This is a genomic window from Niallia sp. FSL R7-0648, from assembly GCF_038007005.1.
Lineage (GTDB): Bacteria > Bacillota > Bacilli > Bacillales > Cytobacillaceae > Niallia > Niallia circulans.
In genome coordinates this window covers 592501-613073 of record NZ_JBBOWE010000002.1, presented here as the reverse complement: position 1 = coordinate 613073, position 20573 = coordinate 592501, and the positions used below count along the sequence as shown (strand labels likewise).

The 20573-nt window shown below is 34.6% G+C and carries 18 protein-coding genes (1 of these 18 running past the window's edge); 8 read left to right on the top strand and 10 right to left on the bottom strand.

The window, feature by feature from the left end; all coding sequences use genetic code 11:
• Positions 1–26 precede the first annotated feature (26 nt).
• From NSQ89_RS23080 to rpmH, 10 genes are all read right to left on the bottom strand, one after another.
• Positions 27–884 (bottom strand): ParB/RepB/Spo0J family partition protein, encoded by an 858-nt coding sequence (locus tag NSQ89_RS23080; protein WP_061797255.1) that lies wholly within the window; start codon positions 882–884, stop codon positions 27–29.
• Positions 877–1638, bottom strand: a complete 762-nt coding sequence (locus NSQ89_RS23075) for a ParA family protein (RefSeq protein ID WP_047944597.1) — start codon at positions 1636–1638, stop codon at positions 877–879. Before NSQ89_RS23075 ends, NSQ89_RS23080 begins: the two co-directional genes overlap by 8 nt.
• A gap of 562 nt (positions 1639–2200) precedes the next feature.
• Entirely contained in the window at positions 2201–3091 is an 891-nt protein-coding gene (noc, locus tag NSQ89_RS23070; RefSeq protein ID WP_047944598.1) for a nucleoid occlusion protein, read from the bottom strand.
• A 371-nt stretch (positions 3092–3462) separates the two neighbouring features.
• Positions 3463–4182: a 16S rRNA (guanine(527)-N(7))-methyltransferase RsmG gene (gene rsmG / locus NSQ89_RS23065; protein ID WP_047944599.1), complete on the bottom strand. Its 720-nt coding sequence runs from the start codon at positions 4180–4182 to the stop codon at positions 3463–3465.
• 24 nt (positions 4183–4206) lie between these two features.
• Positions 4207–6087: a tRNA uridine-5-carboxymethylaminomethyl(34) synthesis enzyme MnmG gene (mnmG, locus tag NSQ89_RS23060; protein ID WP_095258366.1), complete on the bottom strand. Its 1881-nt coding sequence runs from the start codon at positions 6085–6087 to the stop codon at positions 4207–4209.
• A 73-nt stretch (positions 6088–6160) separates the two neighbouring features.
• The gene (gene mnmE / locus NSQ89_RS23055; RefSeq protein WP_047944601.1) at positions 6161–7546 is read right to left on the bottom strand and encodes a tRNA uridine-5-carboxymethylaminomethyl(34) synthesis GTPase MnmE; all 1386 of its coding nucleotides are present in this window, start codon (positions 7544–7546) and stop codon (positions 6161–6163) included.
• Between the two features lie 431 nt (positions 7547–7977).
• Positions 7978–8607 (bottom strand): RNA-binding cell elongation regulator Jag/EloR, encoded by a 630-nt coding sequence (jag, locus tag NSQ89_RS23050; protein WP_095321077.1) that lies wholly within the window; start codon positions 8605–8607, stop codon positions 7978–7980.
• Positions 8604–9338 (bottom strand): YidC family membrane integrase SpoIIIJ, encoded by a 735-nt coding sequence (gene spoIIIJ / locus NSQ89_RS23045; RefSeq protein WP_369988879.1) that lies wholly within the window; start codon positions 9336–9338, stop codon positions 8604–8606. The genes jag and spoIIIJ overlap by 4 nt, the downstream gene beginning before the upstream one ends.
• Positions 9339–9477: 139 nt before the next feature.
• Positions 9478–9825 carry a ribonuclease P protein component gene (gene rnpA / locus NSQ89_RS23040; protein WP_047944605.1) on the bottom strand — a complete coding sequence of 116 codons (348 nt, stop codon included), beginning with the start codon at positions 9823–9825 and terminating at the stop codon, positions 9478–9480.
• Positions 9826–10003: 178 nt separating this feature from the next.
• Positions 10004–10138 carry a 50S ribosomal protein L34 gene (rpmH, locus tag NSQ89_RS23035; protein ID WP_016201470.1) on the bottom strand — a complete coding sequence of 45 codons (135 nt, stop codon included), beginning with the start codon at positions 10136–10138 and terminating at the stop codon, positions 10004–10006.
• Positions 10139–11158: 1020 nt separating this feature from the next.
• Between rpmH and dnaA the strand changes: the two genes are divergently transcribed.
• From dnaA to NSQ89_RS22995, 8 genes are all read left to right on the top strand, one after another.
• Positions 11159–12499 carry a chromosomal replication initiator protein DnaA gene (dnaA, locus tag NSQ89_RS23030; protein WP_047944606.1) on the top strand — a complete coding sequence of 447 codons (1341 nt, stop codon included), beginning with the start codon at positions 11159–11161 and terminating at the stop codon, positions 12497–12499.
• 199 nt (positions 12500–12698) lie between these two features.
• A complete protein-coding gene (dnaN, locus tag NSQ89_RS23025) occupies positions 12699–13832 on the top strand; it encodes a DNA polymerase III subunit beta (protein ID WP_047944607.1) in 1134 nt (377 codons plus the stop codon).
• Positions 13833–14049: 217 nt separating this feature from the next.
• Positions 14050–14262 (top strand): S4 domain-containing protein YaaA, encoded by a 213-nt coding sequence (gene yaaA / locus NSQ89_RS23020; protein ID WP_047944608.1) that lies wholly within the window; start codon positions 14050–14052, stop codon positions 14260–14262.
• A gap of 14 nt (positions 14263–14276) precedes the next feature.
• On the top strand, positions 14277–15395 hold the full coding sequence (recF, locus tag NSQ89_RS23015) for a DNA replication/repair protein RecF (RefSeq protein ID WP_061797267.1): 1119 nt from the start codon (positions 14277–14279) through the stop codon (positions 15393–15395).
• Between the two features lie 15 nt (positions 15396–15410).
• Complete coding sequence (gene remB / locus NSQ89_RS23010; protein WP_047944610.1) at positions 15411–15656, top strand: extracellular matrix regulator RemB; 246 nt, start codon at positions 15411–15413, stop codon at positions 15654–15656.
• Between the two features lie 60 nt (positions 15657–15716).
• Positions 15717–17648: a DNA topoisomerase (ATP-hydrolyzing) subunit B gene (gene gyrB, locus NSQ89_RS23005; RefSeq protein ID WP_047944611.1), complete on the top strand. Its 1932-nt coding sequence runs from the start codon at positions 15717–15719 to the stop codon at positions 17646–17648.
• 165 nt (positions 17649–17813) lie between these two features.
• Positions 17814–20318 carry a DNA gyrase subunit A gene (gene gyrA / locus NSQ89_RS23000; RefSeq protein ID WP_328283408.1) on the top strand — a complete coding sequence of 835 codons (2505 nt, stop codon included), beginning with the start codon at positions 17814–17816 and terminating at the stop codon, positions 20316–20318.
• 177 nt (positions 20319–20495) lie between these two features.
• Positions 20496–20573: the 5' portion of an HD-GYP domain-containing protein gene (locus NSQ89_RS22995; protein ID WP_047944613.1), read on the top strand. It continues 1002 nt past the right edge of the window; only the first 78 of its 1080 coding nucleotides appear in the window; the start codon lies at positions 20496–20498; the stop codon falls past the right edge of the window.

The window sequence follows — 20573 nt, the reverse complement described above, 5'->3', positions numbered from 1 at the left end:
AAACTCCCCTTTCTTAGGTGGCTTTTTTACTTTTCATTTTCTAATTCAAATAATTGAAGAATACGCGCTAAGTCATCTTCAGAGAAAAATTCAATTTCAATTTTCCCTTTATTTTTCTTCTGTTTAATATGAACAGTAGTACCAAATCTTTCACGCAGAAACGATTCTTGCTCTTTTAAAAAGACATTTTTCACAGGCGCTTTTTCTTTTTTTGTTTCACGTGAAACATTCTCATTTAGTTGCTGAATTAATTGTTCCAGCTGACGCACGTTTAATCCGTCTTTAATAATTTTATCAACTATTGCTGGAAGCTTATCTTTATTTTTTAAACCTAATAAAGTTCTTCCATGTCCCATGGATATTTTACCGTCAGAAATATAATTTTGCACAGCCTTCGGAAGAGTCAATAAGCGAACGTGGTTGGCAATATGGGGTCTGCTTTTCCCTAAACGCTTTGCAAGTTCCTCTTGAGTCAGCTTTAACTTCTTCATTAAAGTCTGATAGGCATGTCCTTCTTCAATAGGAGATAAATCTTCTCTTTGAAGATTCTCTAGTACTGCTAATTCCATCATTTGTTGCTCTGTTAATTGACGGACAACTGCTGGAACTGTCTCTAACTTAGCTTCTTTAGCTGCTCGATATCTACGTTCACCAACAACTATTTCATAGCCTTTAATACTCTTTCTAACGATTATCGGTTGAAGAATTCCGTGTTCTAGTATAGAAAGCTTCAATTCTTCAATCGCTTCCTCATCAAAGAATTTTCTAGGCTGATAAGGATTCGGACGTAATTCATTTAGACTTATTTCTTGAACATTTTCTTCCTTCTCCACATCTATTTTAGGAAAAAAGGCATCTAATCCTTTTCCAAGTCCTTTAGCCACTAGTAACCACTTCCTTCGCAAGGTCCAAATATACTTCTGCACCACGTGATTTTGGATCGTAAATGATAATTGGTTCCCCATGACTCGGTGCTTCTGATAATCGAATATTTCTTGGAATAATTGTTTTATAGACTTTGTCTTGGAAATACTTTTTAACCTCTTCAATAACTTGTAAACCTAGATTTGTTCTAGCATCTAACATCGTTAGCAGCACACCCTCTATGGCCAAATCATGATTTAAATGTTTTTGAACAAGTCGAACTGTATTTAGTAATTGACTTAATCCTTCTAAAGCATAATATTCACATTGAACTGGAATTAATACCGCATCTGAAGCTGTTAATGCATTAATCGTTAATAACCCTAAAGAAGGAGGACAATCTATTAATACGTAGTCATAGTTATGTTTGACTTCATCTAATGCCCTTTTTAATCTAACTTCTCTCGAAATAGTAGAAACAAGTTCTATTTCCGCCCCAGCTAACTGAATAGTAGCTGGAATAACATCCAAATTCTCTACATTTGTCTGCTTAATCACCATACTTGCTTCTAGATCATCGACTAACACATCATAGATACAATGATCAACATCAGCTTTTTCAATACCTACACCACTAGTGGCATTTCCTTGTGGATCAATATCTACTAATAGTACACTTTTCCCGATATATGCTAAACAAGAGCCAAGATTGACTGATGTAGTTGTTTTTCCAACTCCACCTTTTTGGTTAGCAACAGTAATAATTTTACCCATGATGTCACCTACCTTTAATTCCATACTAGCTACGAAATATAAATCGACGCAAGATGGCTACTTAATATAAAATGATTGAACTGTTTATAGCTCTTTAAAACTATAAAACAATTTATTAGTAAAAAACAGAATAGACTACAACATGGCTCATTTCCTACCTATTGTAATCACGTATATTATTTTATCATGAAAACTTCTAAATATCGTTATTTTTTCTTTTAATCTCGATTAATGATGGTAAGTGAAAAGAAACTCCTACAATAAAACAAGTGAGAAAACCTTATTAATACAAGCATTTTTGGAGAATTTCCTATTTGATTGGGTCTAAAAAATAATCATCGTAAATAAGCAATGGAGGTTTTAATTTTTATTTGTGGTGTCCTTTGAGGAAAAAATCATCCTATAAAAAAGTGAGAATCAGCATAATTAGCTATTATTCTCACAAAAAAGTATGCTCTGTTAAATCAATATAATGACGAAAAGGAATTCTTAATACAAGCGGAATTTAACAGAGCTTAAAAATTACAAGGAAGTATAAATAATTATGCTATATAAAAATCTATTATTTCTTTTTCGGTATTTTAATCGTAAATTGGTAAAAATCTTCAAATTCTTCTTCTTCAGCATTCAGATTAATACCACTATCAGAAACCATATTTAATGATTGTCGGATTGTATTTACAGCTATCCGCATATCTTTACTAAAAGCCTTTCTTTTTGGCTTTGGCTTCTGCTTCGTCTGTTCGAGCATTCTCACTACACGCTCTTCTGTTTGCTTTACGTTTAAGCCCTTTTCAATGATTTCTTGTAAAAGCTGGATTTGTTTTTCGCGTTCTTTTAAAGGAATCATCGAACGAGCATGACGCTCAGAAATCTCTTTATTCAATAATGCTTCTTGAATTTCTTCTGGTAATTTAAGAAGTCTTAATTTATTCGCAACAGTCGATTGCCCTTTCCCTAATCTTTGCGCAAGGGCCTCCTGGGTAAGATTGTGCAGCTCTAATAATTTTCCATATGCAATTGCTTCTTCAATTGGAGAAAGCTCTTCTCTTTGAAGATTTTCAATAAGTGCAACAGACGCAGTTTCTGTATCACTCAAGTTTTTTATGATAGCTGGCGCTTCTTCCCAACCAAGCTTTTTCATTGCTCTCCATCTTCGTTCTCCAGCAATGATTTCAAATTTATCTTGCTCATACTCTCTAATTACAATTGGTTGAATAATACCATGGGTATGGATTGTACGAGCTAATTCTTCAATTTTTTCATCATCAAATACCGTTCTTGGTTGAAAACGGTTAGGAACAATCTGATGAATTGGGATTTTTCTAACTTCTTCACTGTTTCCCATATTCTCGATCTCCTCTTGAGCAGCATCTGCACCTAATTGACTAGCATCTTCTATTGGATCTCCCTTTTCGCCTAGTCCAAAAAATCGTGAGAAAGAAGGCTTCATCACCCTGCACCACCTTTACAAAACTCCCTATTAATTATTCTCTATATGAAACATTAATCCCTGCAAAGTCATCTAACTTATAGAAAGAAACTTCTCGAAATTTAATAGAATATGACAATTATAGGTATATTATATAGTAGATATGATAATTGATATAGTCCTAATCCTATGAATGATTATATCATTCTCTTTTTTCTTTCGTAATAGCTTAAAATTAATCGCCTTTTTTTATCGTCTTCATAGTAGGATTCCACCCCTTTTCATTTGACGAACTTAACTCTATAGAGGGGTGGAAAAAGAGTATCTTCGAAAGACGCGAATTAGCTTTAAGACAGCTAACATCTCATCCTGTTAAATTGCTTAAGCTTACCCTACTCGATTGGTTCCTTATTAGGAGTTCCTGGTTTTCTAGGATACTTTTTAGGTGTTGGCTTTTCCTTTGCGATGGTGATGATATTTCTTTCGCTTTCTTCCATTGGCAAGAAAAAGGCATGTGTTTCATTCACCTTTCCTCCTAATAGGTTTACAGCCTTTTTTCCAGCTGCCAGTTCTTCTTTGGCACTTGCTGCTTTCATAGCAACGAAAGTACCTCCAAGCTTTACTAGTGGCAGACAAAGCTCACTTAAGACGGAAAGTCTTGCTACAGCTCTGGCCGTAACAATATCAAATGTTTCACGATACTCCTTATTTTGGCCAAAGGTTTCTGCTCGGTCATGAATAAAGTTAACCTCTTCTAACTCTAAGACGGACGCTAGATGCTCAAGAAAGTGAATTCTTTTCTTCAAAGAGTCAACAATTGTTACCTTTAAATCAGGAAAGACAATTTTTAAAGGAATACTTGGAAAGCCAGCCCCAGCTCCCACATCACATAGCTGTGCAGGACGATGAAACCCTTCATAGTAAAATCCAGCAGTAATGGAATCATAAAAATGCTTCAAATAAACATCTGATTTATCCGTAATAGCTGTTAAATTCATTTTTTCATTCCACTCTACTAATGTTTCATAGTAGAGCTCAAACTGATTTATTTGCTTTTCCGATAAAGTGATTCCTTTATCGGAGAGCATTTGAATAAATTCTTCCGTATTCATGCATGAACCCTTTCTATCCAGAGATTAAACTCGAGCAATTTTCCCTTGTTCTAAATAAACTAATAAAATGGATATATCTGCTGGATTTACCCCAGATATTCTTGATGCCTGTGCAATGGACAATGGTCGAACTTTTTTTAGTTTCTGTACTGCTTCTGTTGCAAGACTAGAGATAGCATCATAATCAATGTTCTCAGGAATTTTTTTATTCTCCATTTTCTTTAGTCTTTCTACTTGCTGTAAGGATTTCTCAATATAGCCTTCATACTTTATTTGAATTTCTACTTGCTCTTTTATATCTTCCGTTAATTCTATATCACTAGGTGCCAGTCCTTCAATATGACTATAATTCATTTCAGGTCGCTTTAATAGATCTCCTGCTCTTATGCCATCTTTTAATTCACTGCCGCCTTGTTCTTTAATAACATTTTGAACTTGTTCATTTGGCTTTAGCATGACTTCGCTTAAACGTTGCTTTTCTTTTTCAATTAATTGCTTTTTCTCCGAGAATTTCGCGTAACGCTCTTCAGAAATAAGACCAATTCTATGGCCAATATCCGTCAAACGCAGATCTGCATTATCATGGCGAAGTAATAAACGATATTCTGCTCGAGAAGTTAAAAGACGGTAGGGTTCATTTGTGCCTTTTGTAACTAAATCATCAATTAAAACGCCAATATACGCATCAGAACGACTTAAAATAACTTCTTCTTTTTCTAAAGCATTTAAGCCTGCATTTATACCAGCCATTAATCCTTGGCCTGCTGCCTCTTCGTATCCTGAAGTTCCATTGATTTGACCAGCAGTATAAAGATTTTTAATTTTCTTTGTTTCCAATGTTGGCCATAGCTGTGTTGGCACAATAGCATCATACTCAATTGCATATCCAGCACGCATCATTTGTACATTTTCTAATCCCGGTATCGTTCTTAGAATTTCCTGTTGAACATCTTCAGGCAAGCTTGTGGATAATCCTTGCACATAAACTTCTTGAGTATTTTTCCCCTCTGGCTCTAAGAAAATTTGATGTCTTGGTTTATCGTTAAATCGCACCACCTTATCTTCAATTGATGGACAATAACGTGGTCCAGTTCCTTTAATCATCCCTGAATACATTGGAGAACGATGTAAGTTTGCATCAATAATTTGATGTGTTGTTTCATTTGTATATGTTAACCAGCAAGGAAGCTGTTCTGTAATAAATTTCGTTGTTTCATAAGAAAATGCTCTTGGAACATCATCCCCTGGCTGTATTTCTGTTTTAGAATAGTCAATAGTATGACTGTTTACACGAGGAGGTGTTCCTGTTTTAAAACGTACTAAATCAAAACCGAGCTCCTGTAAATGCTCCGATAATCGAATGGAAGGCTGCTGGTTATTCGGACCGCTTGAATATTTAAGCTCCCCTAAAATAATTTCGCCGCGAAGATATGTTCCAGTAGTTACGACAATCGTTTTTGCACGATACGTAGCACCCGTTTTCGTAATGACACCTTTTGCAACTTGATCCTCCACTATTAATTCTTCTACCATCCCTTGAATTAATGTCAGATTTGGTTCATTTTCTAATGTCTTCTTCATTTCATGTTGATACATATATTTATCTGCCTGAGCTCTTAGTGCACGGACTGCAGGTCCTTTTCCTGTATTCAACATCCTCATCTGAATGTAGGTTTTATCAATATTTTTACCCATTTCGCCGCCAAGTGCATCAATTTCTCTAACAACAATCCCCTTAGCCGGTCCTCCCACAGATGGATTACATGGCATAAAAGCAACCATATCTAAATTAATTGTTAACATTAATGTTTTGGCGCCCAGTCTTGCTGCTGCAAGTCCTGCTTCACAACCTGCATGGCCTGCACCAATAACAATTACATCATAATTTCCAGCTTCGTACTGCATCATGATGCCTCCTTCTTTCTAAGTCTTTCTTTTAGCTTGTTTTCGAGGCTCTGTACTATTTATATTTATTCGTTTATTTCCCCAAACAAAATTGAGAAAATAACTGATTAATTAAGCTTTCATGAACACTTTCACCAATAATCTCACCAAGTATTTCCCACGTTCTTGTCAAGTCAATTTGTACAATATCGATTGGTGTTCCAGTTTCTGCGCCTACTATTGCATCACTAATAGCATTTAATGCTTGATTCAATAAGGAAATATGTCTGGAGTTAGAAACATAGGTCATATCACTTGCTTCAATAGCACCTTCAAAGAATAGGCTAGATATTGCCTCTTCTAATTGATCTACACCATTTTCTTCTACTAAAGAAGTTGTAATGACTTTTCGATTACCGGCAAGTTCTTTTACTTTTTCTAAATCAATCTTTTGTGGTAAATCTGTTTTATTAACTATTACAATAAAATCCATACCTTCTGTTGCTTTAAAAATATTCTTATCTTCTTCTGTTAAATCATCCGCATAATTTAAGACAAGCAAAATTAAATCGGCTTCTCGTAGTACTTTCCGGGATTTCTCTACCCCTATTCGCTCTACAATATCTTCTGTTTCTCGAATACCGGCAGTATCCAGCAAACGAAGAGGGACTCCGCGCACATTTACATATTCTTCAATGACATCTCTTGTTGTACCAGGGATATCTGTAACGATTGCTTTATTTTCTTGCACTAAGCTATTTAATAAAGAGGATTTCCCTACATTTGGTCTTCCTACAATAACGGTTGCTAGACCTTCCCGCAGAATCTTTCCTTGTTGTGACGTTTGCAGAAGTTTTTCAATCTCCGTCTTAATATACTTTGATTTCTCCAACATCACTTGCTGTGTCATCTCTTCCACATCATCATACTCGGGATAATCTATATTAACCTCTACTTGAGCTAATGTCTCTAAAATTTCTTGGCGCAAATGCTTGATTAATTTCGATAATCTTCCTTCCATTTGTCCAAGTGCCACATTCATCGCTCGATCTGTTTTAGCTCTTATTAAGTCCATTACCGCTTCTGCCTGAGAAAGATCAATTCTTCCATTCAAAAAGGCTCTTTTTGTAAATTCACCCGGTTCGGCAATTCTTGCACCATGAGAAGTAGTCAACTGCAATAAACGATTTACCGAAGCTAGTCCACCATGACAATTAATTTCGACAACATCCTCTTTTGTAAAAGTTTTCGGTCCTCTCATCAACGATACCATTACTTCTTCCACAACCTCATTTGTTGCTGGATCCATAATATGTCCATAATGTATCGTATGAGTTGCTACCTCACTTAACTTTTTATTTCCTATACTCTTAAAGAGCTTGTCTGCGATTTTTATTGAATCCGGTCCACTTAATCGAACGATTGCGATCGCTCCCTCACCCATTGGCGTCGATATCGCAGCAATTGTATCTAATTCCATCTTTTTCACCTCAATTCAAAAAAATAATATCTATTTAAATGATTGTATTCACCTTTGACATGATTACAATAGATTAGATTAACATATCCACAAATGTAAAAAAAGAAAAAAATCCGCACACTTATCCACATTCACTTTTATCATTACTTACCATTTTATCTTATCCACATGTGAATAACAATAAAACGAAAAATAAAATTACAAAAGCTATGTATTTCTTCTTACTATTTTTATAGGTGCTTAGATTCAATTTTATTTGCCCATGTTCTTTTTTCATTTTTACTCGATAAACTGCTTTTGCATGAATCTGACTCCAAATCAAATGACTAAATTGTAAAGACGAATCATTCATAATTAGAAATAACTACTAACCTCTTTTAAAGACAAAAAAAAAAGAGAATGTCTCTTCCTTGAGAGACATTCTCTTTTTTCTATCTGTTTTTCACCTTAATCGGCGCAATAATTATATGCCTTTTCGCATCTTCCCCCGAAGAATAAGTTTTTATTCCTTTGAAAGATACCAAAGCAGTATGGATCGTTTTTCTTTCATCAGCAGGCATCGGTTCAAGCGGAATCTCTTTGCCTATTTTAACCGCTTTATAGGCAATTCTCTCCGCTAACTGAATTAATGCCTGTTTTCTTCGTTCACGGTAGCCTTCTGCATCTAATAATACTTTTAAGTATTCTTTCGATTCTCTATTAATGACCAATTGTGCTAGATATTGAATAGAATTAAGGGTCTGCCCTCTTTTTCCGATTAATAGAGCAATTTTTTCACCAGATAATTCATACAATATATTTCTGCCATTTTGTTTTATTTGAATCTTAACAGGAACGCCCATTTTTTCGCAAACATCTTTGAGAAATTCCTCTACCGTTTCCACTGGATTAACTTTTTTCCTTACGATTACCTTTGCTGTTCTAGAACCAAAACCAAAAAATCCCTTTTTTCCTTCCTCAACAACAATGATTTCAACTTGATTCTTTGTTGTCTTAAGCTGAGCTAAAGCTGACTCCACTGCTGCGTCGACTGTTTGTCCTACGGCAGTAACTTCTTTCACTTCTTCGCTCCTCCTGCTTTGCTAGTTTGTCCAGCAGTTTTAATTTCAGGACCTTTGATAAAATACGTTTGAACAATTGTAAAGATATTCCCTACTACCCAGTAAAGAGATAATGCTGCCGGGAAATTAATAGCAAATACTAAAATCATCACTGGCATAATCCAAACCATCATTTGCATTTGCGGATTTGGCGGTGCTCCTGCCATTGATAGTTTTGTTTGAATAAATGTTGTTACACCAGCTATTATCGGTAATAAATAGATTGGATCAGGCTGTCCTAAACTGAACCATAAGAAATCATGGGAAGCAATTTCTCTTGTACGAGAAATAGCATGATAAAATCCAATCAATATAGGCATTTGTACGATTAGAGGGAAGCATCCCGCTAATGGATTTACTTTATTCTCTTGGAATAACTTCATTGTTTCTTCTTGAAGCTTTTGTTGTGTCTTTTGGTCTTTCGAGCTATATTTTTGCTGCAGCTCTTTCATCTGCGGCTGGATTGCCTGCATTGCCTTACTGTTTCTTGTTTGTTTAATCATAAGCGGTAAAATAACCAGTCGAACTAAAATAGTTACGATAATAATAGAGATACCATAACTACCACCAGCGAATGCTGCTGTTTTAATAATCAATTGAGATAATGGATATACAATGTATTCATTCCAAATCCCTTCACTTTCAGAAGTTATTGGTTGATTAAACTCTGTACACCCTGTTAGAATGGTCATTAAAAAAAGTAGACCAACTATCAATAAAAATTTCTTATTCAAGCTGCAAATCCTCCTGTAACATGATTTTCGAATATTACTTAATAAGTATTGTAACCGATAAACGAACGGTAGGAAACGCTTTAATAGGATTTTCCCATTAATTCTTTTTTGAAAGAACTTTTGCTATTTTCAAAATATGGATAAGACTCTTTTTTACTTCTTCAAAAGACATATCAGCAACAGGCTTTCTTACAATTATGACATAATCATACTTGTTTTCCAACATGTCATCTAATTCAAGAAATGCTTGTCTTACATAGCGTTTTATCTGGTTTCTTTTTACGGCATTGCCAATTTTTTTACTAACAGATAAGCCAATACGAAAATGCACTTGTTCTTCTTTTTTCAATTTATAAATAACAAACTGTCGATTGGCAAAAGATTGCCCTTTTTTAAAAACAGACTGAAATTCTTTATTTTTCTTGATTCTAAATTCTTTTTTCAACGTTTATAACTCCTTCAATCCTCCAACTTACCTAATTTCCCAATAAAAGAAAGAATTAGATAGGCATCTTAACGTGAAGTAAACCAATCTATTGTAAAAAAAGGAAGGGTCTGTCCTTTTATGCAAGATCATTCCCTTCTCCTTTTAATTGAAAAAAGACCACTGACTTTTCAGTGGCCTAAGCTGATAATACTTTTCTTCCTTTGCGTCGACGGCGCGCTAAGACATTACGTCCATTTGAGCTGCTCATGCGGCTACGGAATCCGTGAACTTTACTTCTTTTACGTTTATTTGGTTGATAAGTTCTTTTCATTGTATATGACACCTCCCTGAGGAATAGCTGTTATAGACAGTCCTTACAATTATATAAACATAGGCAATTAATTGTCAACTATTCATTTTATTTATCTAATTTTATGGATCACTTTATTTAGTGATGTTCCTATCTTTTTTAGGCCATTGCAATAGTATACCACATATTTTTCTATTCTTCTTCATAATCCTTCCCAACATTTCTGTTTCTTAACGAATAATTTTTACCAATTTGGATATTTCAACAAAAATCTCTTTTATCTAATTTTGAGCATTTTTAACTATCCTTTCGACGTTTGTGGATAAATTTCGACGGTAATATTTTTTCCACAATAGTTATTTACAACTTTTCAACAAACTAATAGCTTGTGGACATTTATTACTAACAACCTAATTGACTTATGGATAAGATATTAAAAAGCATTGCAGTTCTTATAAATTTTTGTTATTATAGTTTTGTTTTCACATCTGAATAAAATCTGTGCATAACTCTATTATCCACAATCTGTGGATAAGTTGTGGACATCTTATTCTTTGTGACTGAACAGAGTTTTCCACAGATGGTGGATACTGTCGAAATACCACTAATCTTCCTTATAATATATTTTTCCACATTAGAAAAGGACAACTTTCCTGTTATCTTGTCTAATTATATCCATATTGCTGCAAGATTTTTGTCCAAAGTCACGATTAGATAATTCCTTTTGCAGGAATTTGACGACTTAATACAGGAAGCAAAGAAAAAAATATCGACTTTTGCAAAAAAAATTTACACTTGTTTTACGATTGCTGCTTATCGCATCAATCGATCTTATCTTTTTTAGCAAAAGTATTTTTAGCGATTTTATCTTAAGGCTTTAAAGCTCTTTTTTTGTTTTTAATATTTTTTAAGGAACGACAAATTGAGTAATTTTAACCATTCCTATTGAAAATCATCTTTTTCTATACGTTTTAAGATAGATCATCTGCTGGGATGAACAGCGCTAACAAGATTAACTCTGAGAAAAGGAGGCGAGGATACTTGAAGAATATAACGGATCTCTGGAATAATGCCTTAAGCACAATCGAAACAAAGATTAGTAAACCTAGTTTTGATACATGGCTTAAGCCTACAAAGGCTAATTCCCTGCAAGGAGATCTTCTAGTTGTAACAGCACCTAATGAATTTGCCCGAGATTGGTTAGAAGAACGGTACTCTCAACTGATTGCTGAAATACTTTATGAAATTACAGGAGAGGAACTTCTTGTAAAATTTATTATTCCTCAAAATCAAAAAGAAGAGGAATTTGATCAGCAAATTTCTACCAAACAAAAGAAAAAAGATGAAGAAGTTACGGAACAAACTATTTTAAATTCCAAATATACGTTCGACACTTTTGTAATTGGATCTGGAAATCGCTTTGCTCATGCAGCTTCCCTTGCTGTTGCTGAAGCACCTGCAAAAGCATATAACCCTCTATTTATTTATGGAGGAGTTGGGCTTGGAAAAACTCACTTAATGCATGCAATTGGTCACTATGTTCTTGATCATAATCCATCTGCTAAAGTAGTTTATTTATCTTCTGAGAAATTCACAAACGAATTTATTAATAGTATCCGTGATAATAAAGGTGCTGAATTCCGTGATAAATATCGAAATGTTGACGTTCTTTTAATAGATGATATTCAATTTCTTGCTGGAAAAGAATCAACACAAGAAGAATTTTTCCATACATTTAACACGTTACATGAAGAAAGCAAACAAATTATTATCTCTAGTGACCGTCCTCCAAAGGAAATTCCAACACTAGAGGATCGCCTGCGTTCTCGTTTTGAATGGGGACTTATTACAGATATTACGCCGCCAGACTTAGAAACACGGATTGCTATCTTAAGGAAAAAAGCGAAAGCAGATGGATTAGACATCCCAAATGAAGTAATGCTTTATATTGCAAATCAAATTGATTCTAATATTCGTGAGCTAGAAGGTGCACTTATTCGTGTTGTTGCTTATTCTTCTTTAATTAATAAAGATATAAATGCTGATTTAGCAGCTGAAGCATTAAAAGATATAGTTCCAAGCTCTAAACCGCGTGTAATAACCATTCATGATATTCAAAAGGTAGTAGGAGAGCATTTTCATATCAAGTTAGAAGATTTCAAAGCCAAAAAACGAACTAAATCCATTGCATTCCCAAGACAAATTGCTATGTACTTATCGAGAGAATTAACGGATTTCTCTTTACCAAAAATCGGAGAAGAGTTCGGCGGCCGTGATCATACAACTGTTATTCATGCCCATGAAAAAATATCAAAATTGCTTTTAACGGACTCTCTACTTCAAAAACAATTAAAAGAAATAAATGAACTCTTAAAAGTTTAGATAGAATAATGTGTATAACTTTCCTTACTTTAAACACAGTCTATCCACATGTTGATAGACTGTGTTTCCTTGCTTAAACAAAGTTATCCACATACTAACAGGGCCTACTACTTGTACTACTATTTTTTTTAAAAATATATTATTAAAATAAGCATTTAGAACTTACATTCAAAATTTATTTAAATCGGAGGATTAATTAATGAAATTCATCATCCAAAAAGACCATCTTGTTCAAAGTGTTCAAGATGTAATGAAAGCAATTACTAGTAGAACAACAATTCCAATTCTAACTGGAATAAAAATTGTTGCGAGTGAAGAAGGAGTAACATTAACTGGAAGTGATTCTGATATTTCCATTGAATCTTTTATTCCTAAAGAAGAAGGAGATCAAGAAATAGTTGATATCCAGCAACCTGGTTCTATTGTTTTACAAGCTAAGTTTTTTAGTGAAATTGTAAAAAAACTCCCTACCAGCCAAGTTGAAATTGTGGTTGATAATTTACAAACAACCATTCGTTCTGGTAAATCAGAATTCAATTTAAATGGGCTAGATTCTGAAGAATACCCGCATTTACCACAAATTTCGGAACAAAATTCTATTAAAGTTCCTACAGATTTACTAAAAAATATTATTAAACAAACTGTTTTTGCGGTGTCCACCTCAGAAACACGTCCAGTGTTGACAGGTGTAAACTGGAAAATAGAAAACAATGATTTAATCTGTATTGCAACAGATAGTCATCGACTAGCTTTAAGAAAAGCAAAAATAGAAACAGAGGAAGAACAATCATTTAATATTGTTATTCCAGGAAAAAGTTTAAATGAATTGAATAGAATTCTAGATGATCATGATGAACCTGTTGAAATTTTTGTTACGGAAAACCAGATTCTATTTAAAACGAAACATATTCTATTCTTCTCGCGTTTGTTAGAAGGGAATTATCCTGACACCAATCGCTTAATACCTACTGAGAGCAAGACGGATATTGTTGTAAATTCTAAAGAATTTTTGCAATCCATTGATCGTGCTTCCTTACTCGCACGTGAAGGTCGAAATAATGTTGTTAAATTTTCAACTATGAGTGATAATGTGATAGAAATTTCTTCTTTTACTCCGGAAATTGGAAAAGTAATGGAGGAATTAGTAAGCGAATCGGTTAGTGGGGAAGAATTAAAAATTTCTTTCAGTGCTAAATTTATGATGGATGCGTTGAAAGTTCTTGAAGGATCAGAAGTGAAAATCAGCTTTACTGGAGCGATGCGACCATTTGTTATTCATCCAACAAATGATGATTCTACATTGCAGCTTATATTACCGGTTAGAACCTATTAAAATTTTTGGGTGTTCTATTTAGTGAACACCCAATTTTCTTTTTATAGAGACATTGCATAAATATACAAAATGATTAATGAGTGAGCTGTGAGTGTGTTTTAGTCAGCTCATTTCGACTATTTCTGACTTATTTATAGAAATATTACACTTTTCTTTGTGTATCAATAAATTATTTAGTAGAATAGAAAGATACGATTAAAGTTGAGAGAGTGAAAAGATGAATAATCAAATTAAAATTGACACGGATTATATTACATTAGGTCAATTTCTAAAAGTAGCAGAGTTAATACAATCAGGTGGAATGGCAAAATGGTTCCTAGGAGAATACGAGGTATTTGTGAATGGGGAACAGGATCAGCGCAGAGGAAGAAAATTAAGAAGTGGTGACGAAATAAATATTCCTTCATTTGGCAAGTACACTGTTTTATAAAAGGGTGAAACCAAATGTATATTGATGAGTTGCTTTTGAGAAATTACCGGAATTATGAGGAACTGGATATTTCTTTCGAAAATAAAGTAAATGTAATTTTAGGAGAAAACGCACAAGGAAAAACCAATGTGATGGAATCTATCTATGTTCTAGCTATGGCTAAATCTCACCGAACTTCTAATGATAAAGAACTTATTCGTTGGGACAAAGAATATGCTAAAATAGAAGGTAGATTAGTTAAGACACATGGGAAAATTCCCATGCAGTTAGTTGTGGCTAAAAAAGGGAAAAAGGCCAAGTTTAATCATATAGAGCAGCGTAAACTAAGTCAATATATCGGTAATATGAACGTAGTTATGTTCGCACCTGAAGATTTAAATCTAGTAAAAGGCAGCCCGCAAATTAGAAGAAGATTTATTGATATGGAAATAGGGCAAATATCACCAGTATATTTGCATGATATGAGCCAGTATCAAAAAATTTTACACCAGCGAAATACCTACCTAAAACAATTACAAACAAATAAACAAACAGACCATACAATGCTTGAAATTTTAACCGAACAATTTATAGATATGGCAGTTAAAATTGTCGCAAAGCGTTTTGAATTTCTGCATCTGCTGGAAAAATGGGCCGTTCCGATTCATAAAGGAATATCTCGTGGGTTGGAAACGCTAGAAATTCGCTATAAACCTTCCGTTGATGTATCAGAAGACCAGGATTTGTCGAAAATGAAGAGTATATACGAAGAAAAATTCCAGCATTTAAAAAAACGAGAGATTGATCGAGGGATGACATTATTCGGACCTCATCGCGATGATATGATGTTTTATGTGAACAGTAGAGATGTACAAACCTTTGGTTCACAAGGACAGCAAAGAACGACTGCATTATCAATAAAGATGGCAGAAATTGAATTAATTTATTCTGAGATTCGTGAGTATCCGATACTCCTGCTAGATGATGTTCTTTCTGAATTAGATGACTACCGGCAATCTCATTTATTAAATACCATTCAAGGGAAAGTGCAAACATTTGTTACAACAACCAATGTTGATGGAATTGACCATCAAACATTAAAAGAAGCTGCTACTTTTCAGGTTGAATCCGGAACGATTAAAAAGATTCAATAGCTTTGAGGTGAAAAAGTGTACGTTCATATTGGAGAAAATATTCTTGTGCGAACTTCAGAAATTTTAACTATTTTAGATAAACAGACAGTTGAGTCATCTCCTATCTCAAAGGAATTTCTAGAACGGCAAAAAGCAATGACCAATGGGAAAAGTTCCACTTATAAATCTATTGTGATTACGAAGGATACTATCTATTTTTCGCCGATTGCTTCTAATACGTTAAAAAAAAGAATAGTCCAGTTAACTATTCAAGAGTACTAATGATGATGCAAAATTAAATGAAAAAATTTTTTGATGTCAATAGAAAGTTAGGTGATCGATATGTCAACGGAACAAAATCCAGTTGAACAACAATCTTATGATGAGAGTCAGATACAGGTTTTAGAAGGTCTAGAGGCTGTAAGAAAAAGACCAGGAATGTATATCGGATCAACAAGTGGCCGAGGTCTGCATCACTTAGTGTGGGAAATTGTCGATAACAGTATTGATGAAGCATTAGCTGGTTTCTGTAATGAGATAAATATTATTATCGAACAAGATAATAGTATTACGGTTAAAGATAATGGTCGTGGTATTCCCGTTGGTATTCAGGAAAAAATGGGAAGACCTGCTGTAGAAGTAATCATGACAGTTCTCCATGCCGGAGGAAAGTTCGGCGGCGGCGGTTATAAGGTGTCTGGTGGACTTCATGGTGTAGGTGCTTCGGTAGTAAACGCACTTTCGACAGAATTAGAGGTTTTTGTACATCGGGATGGAAATATCTATTATCAAAAATACCAAAAAGGGGTTCCTGCTGCTGATTTAGAAATTATCGGTGAAACAGATACTACTGGAACCACTACACACTTTAAGCCAGATGGTGAAATTTTTAAGGAAACATTAGAGTATGATTATGAAACATTAGCTAATCGTGTTAGAGAACTTGCTTTCTTAAATCGTGATATTCGTATTACGATTGAAGATAAACGTGAAGGCATGGAAAAAAGAAAAGAATACCATTATGAAGGTGGTATTAAATCATACGTAGAACATTTAAACCGTAATAAAGAGGTCCTTTTTGAAGAACCAATTTATATTGAAGGAGAAAAAGACGGGATAACAGTTGAAATCTCTTTCCAGTATAATGACGGATATACCGGTAATATTCATTCATTTGCTAATAATATTAATACACATGAAGGTGGAACACATGAATCCGGATTTAAGACAGCCCTCACCCGTGTAATTAATGATTATGCAAGAAAGAATAGTTTATTAAAGGAATCAGATACGAATCTTTCAGGTGAAGACGTAAGAGAAGGTCTTGTTGCAATCGTCTCTGTTAAACATCCAGATCCACAGTTTGAAGGACAAACAAAAACCAAACTAGGAAATTCAGAAGTTCGTACCATTACAGATACTGTTTTTTCTGAACATCTTGAGAAATTCCTTTTAGAAAATCCTACGGTAGCTCGTAAAATTGTAGACAAAGGTCAAATGGCTTTAAGAGCAAGAATTGCTGCAAAAAAAGCAAGAGAATTAACTCGTCGTAAAAGTGCTCTCGAAGTTTCAAGCTTACCAGGAAAATTGGCGGATTGTTCTTCAAGAGACCCGAAAATTAGTGAACTATTCATAGTAGAGGGAGACTCTGCTGGTGGTTCTGCAAAATCAGGTCGAGATCGTCATTTCCAAGCAATTCTGCCGCTAAGAGGTAAAATACTTAATGTTGAAAAAGCTAGACTAGATCGGATTTTATCTAACAACGAGGTTCGTTCCATGATTACTGCAATTGGAACAGGAATTGGGGATGATTATGATATATCCAAAGCGAGATATCATAAAATTGTTATTATGACAGATGCCGATGTTGATGGTGCTCATATTCGAACATTATTATTAACCTTCTTCTACCGTTATATGAGAAAGATTGTAGAAGCTGGTTATATCTATATCGCACAACCGCCACTATACAGCATAAAACAAGGGAAAAAGCTAGAATATGCATATAGTGATAAACAATTACAAGAAGTTCTAGCTACATTACCAGCCAACCCTAAACCGAATATACAACGTTATAAAGGATTAGGAGAAATGAATGCAGAGCAGTTATGGGATACAACGATGGATCCTGAACACCGCGTACTTTTACAAGTAAGTTTAGATGACGCCATTGAGGCAGATGAAACATTTGAAATGCTAATGGGTGATAAAGTAGAGCCACGCAGAAACTTTATTGAAGAAAATGCGACCTACGTTAAAAACCTAGATGTTTAAAGATAGGAAAAGAAATTTGGTGCTGATTAGATTGGCACCTTGTGTATTTCTTTAGAAGTTAGTTATTCCTATTAATCATAAGGAATTCGATTAGATATACTTGTTCTAAAACACTTTTTATCATGAAGAAGCTGGTCTAATTGTTTCTTAAGGAGGTTCCTTTAAATGGCTGATATGCCAAATTCTCAAATTAAAGATAGAAATATAAGTAAAGAAATGCGTGATTCCTTTTTAGATTACGCGATGAGCGTTATTGTTTCTCGTGCTCTTCCAGATGTACGAGATGGATTAAAACCAGTACACCGACGTATTTTATATGCGATGCATGATCTTGGAATGCATTCTGACAAGCCGTTTAAGAAATCAGCCCGTATTGTTGGGGAAGTTATCGGGAAGTATCATCCACATGGTGATAGTGCTGTTTATGAAACAATGGTACGTATGGCTCAGGATTTTAACTATCGCTATATGCTTGTTGATGGGCATGGTAACTTTGGATCTGTAGATGGTGACTCTGCTGCAGCGATGCGTTATACGGAAGCAAGAATGTCAAAAATAGCAATGGAGCTATTACGTGATATTAATAAAGATACAATTGATTACAAGCCAAACTTTGACGGAGAAGAAAAGGAACCAGTAGTATTACCTTCTCGATTCCCTAACTTACTAGTAAATGGTACAAGTGGGATAGCGGTCGGAATGGCTACAAATATCCCTCCACATCAATTAGGAGAAGTAATAGACGGAGTCCTTGCTGTAAGTAAGAATGCTGATATTACCATTCCTGAATTAATGGAAATTATCCCAGGACCAGATTTTCCAACTTACGGAATGATTGTTGGTAGAAGCGGAATTAGAAAGGCCTATGAGACTGGCAGAGGTTCCATTATATTAAGAGCACGAGTGGAAATTGAAGTGAAGCCTAGTGGTAAGGAAGTTATTATTGTCAAAGAAATTCCTTATCAAGTCAATAAAGCAAGACTAGTAGAGCGTATTGCTGAATTAGTTCGCGATAAAAAAATTGATGGAATTACTGATTTGCGAGATGAATCGGATCGTAATGGAATGCGCATTGTAATTGAAGTGCGAAAAGACGCAAATGCCAATGTTTTATTAAATAATCTATATAAGCATACGGCTATGCAGACGAGCTTTGGTATCAATCTTCTTGCATTGGTTGATGGGCAGCCAAAGGTACTTAACTTAAAACAATGTTTAGCTCATTATCTAGATCATCAAAAAGTCATTATTCGCAGAAGAACAGAATTTGAATTAAGAAAAGCTGAAGCTAGAGCTCATATACTAGAAGGACTGCGTATTGCTTTAGATCACTTAGATGAAGTAATTAGCTTAATTCGAAGTTCACGAACCACAGATATAGCGCGTGAAGGATTAATGACGAACTTTAATCTTTCGGAAAAACAAGCTCAAGCTATTCTGGACATGCGTCTACAAAGATTAACTGGATTAGAAAGAGAAAAAATTGAAGATGAGTATCAAGAATTAGTTAAGCTAATTGCTGAATTAAAAGCTATTCTAGCGGATGAAGAAAAAATCTTAGAAATTATTCGCGAAGAGCTTTTAGAGGTAAAAGAGCGATTTAATGATACACGTCGTACGGAAATTATTGCTGGTGGAATTGAAAACATTGAAGATGAAGATTTGATTCCAGAAGAAAATATCATTATAACCTTAACTCATAATGGTTATATTAAGAGACTACCAGCATCTACTTACAGAGCGCAAAGACGTGGAGGCAGAGGAATTCAGGGCATGGGTACGAATGAAGATGACTTCGTTGAACAGTTAAGCTCTACATCTACTCATGATACTATTCTATTCTTTACGAATAAAGGGAAAGTATACAGATTAAAAGGGTATGAGATACCAGAATTCAGCCGAACTGCTAAAGGTATTCCAATTATTAACCTTTTAGGTGTGGAAAAGGATGAGTGGGTCAATGCAATTATTCCTGTCTCAGAATTTGTAGATGATTGGTATTTATTCTTCACTACAAAAGAAGGAATATCTAAACGCTCTCCGTTATCATCTTTTGCCAATATAAGAAATAATGGACTAATTGCTGTTAACTTAAGAGAAGGTGATGAGTTGATCTCTGTACGTTTAACAGATGGTTCAAAGGAAATTATTATTGGTACGAAAAACGGATTGCTTATTCGTTTCCCAGAAACAGATGTACGTTCTATGGGTAGAACGGCAACGGGCGTAAAAGGTATCACTCTATCATCTGGGGATGAAGTAGTAGGTATGGAAGTTCTTGAAGAAAATTCGGAAATACTGATTGTAACTAAAAAAGGTTACGGAAAAAGAACACCGATAGATGAATATAGAGTTCAAGGTAGAGGCGGAAAAGGTATTAAGACATGCAACATCACCGATAAAAATGGAAATCTTGTATCGATGAAAGTTGTTACCGGGGAAGAAGATGTAATGATTATCACAACAGGCGGGGTTTTAATCAGAATGGCAGTAAGTGATATCTCTACAATGGGTAGAAGCACTCAAGGTGTCCGACTGATTAAATTAAATGAAAGTGACAATGAATTTGTTGCAACTGTTGCGAAGGTAGAAAAAGAGGATGAAGAAGTGGAAATGACTGAAGAAGGTCAACAAGCATCTTCAGAGAATGACGCGGATTCAAACGAATAATATTGTGTAGAGATGTCTTAAAGGGAAAACCTAGAGGCATCTCTTTTTTATGGAGATTAATTCATATATTTTAAATATATAGCTGATTTTAGGAGTATTGGATGAAATTAATGGGTTACATTTCAAAAAAAATACATTAAAATAGTAAAAAAGTCCGTTTTTTAAAGGGTGGTTTCCATGATTGTTAAAGTTAGAGAGTTAAAGCCAGGCAGTATTTTAGCAGAAGACATTTTTATACGAACAAATAGACCAATA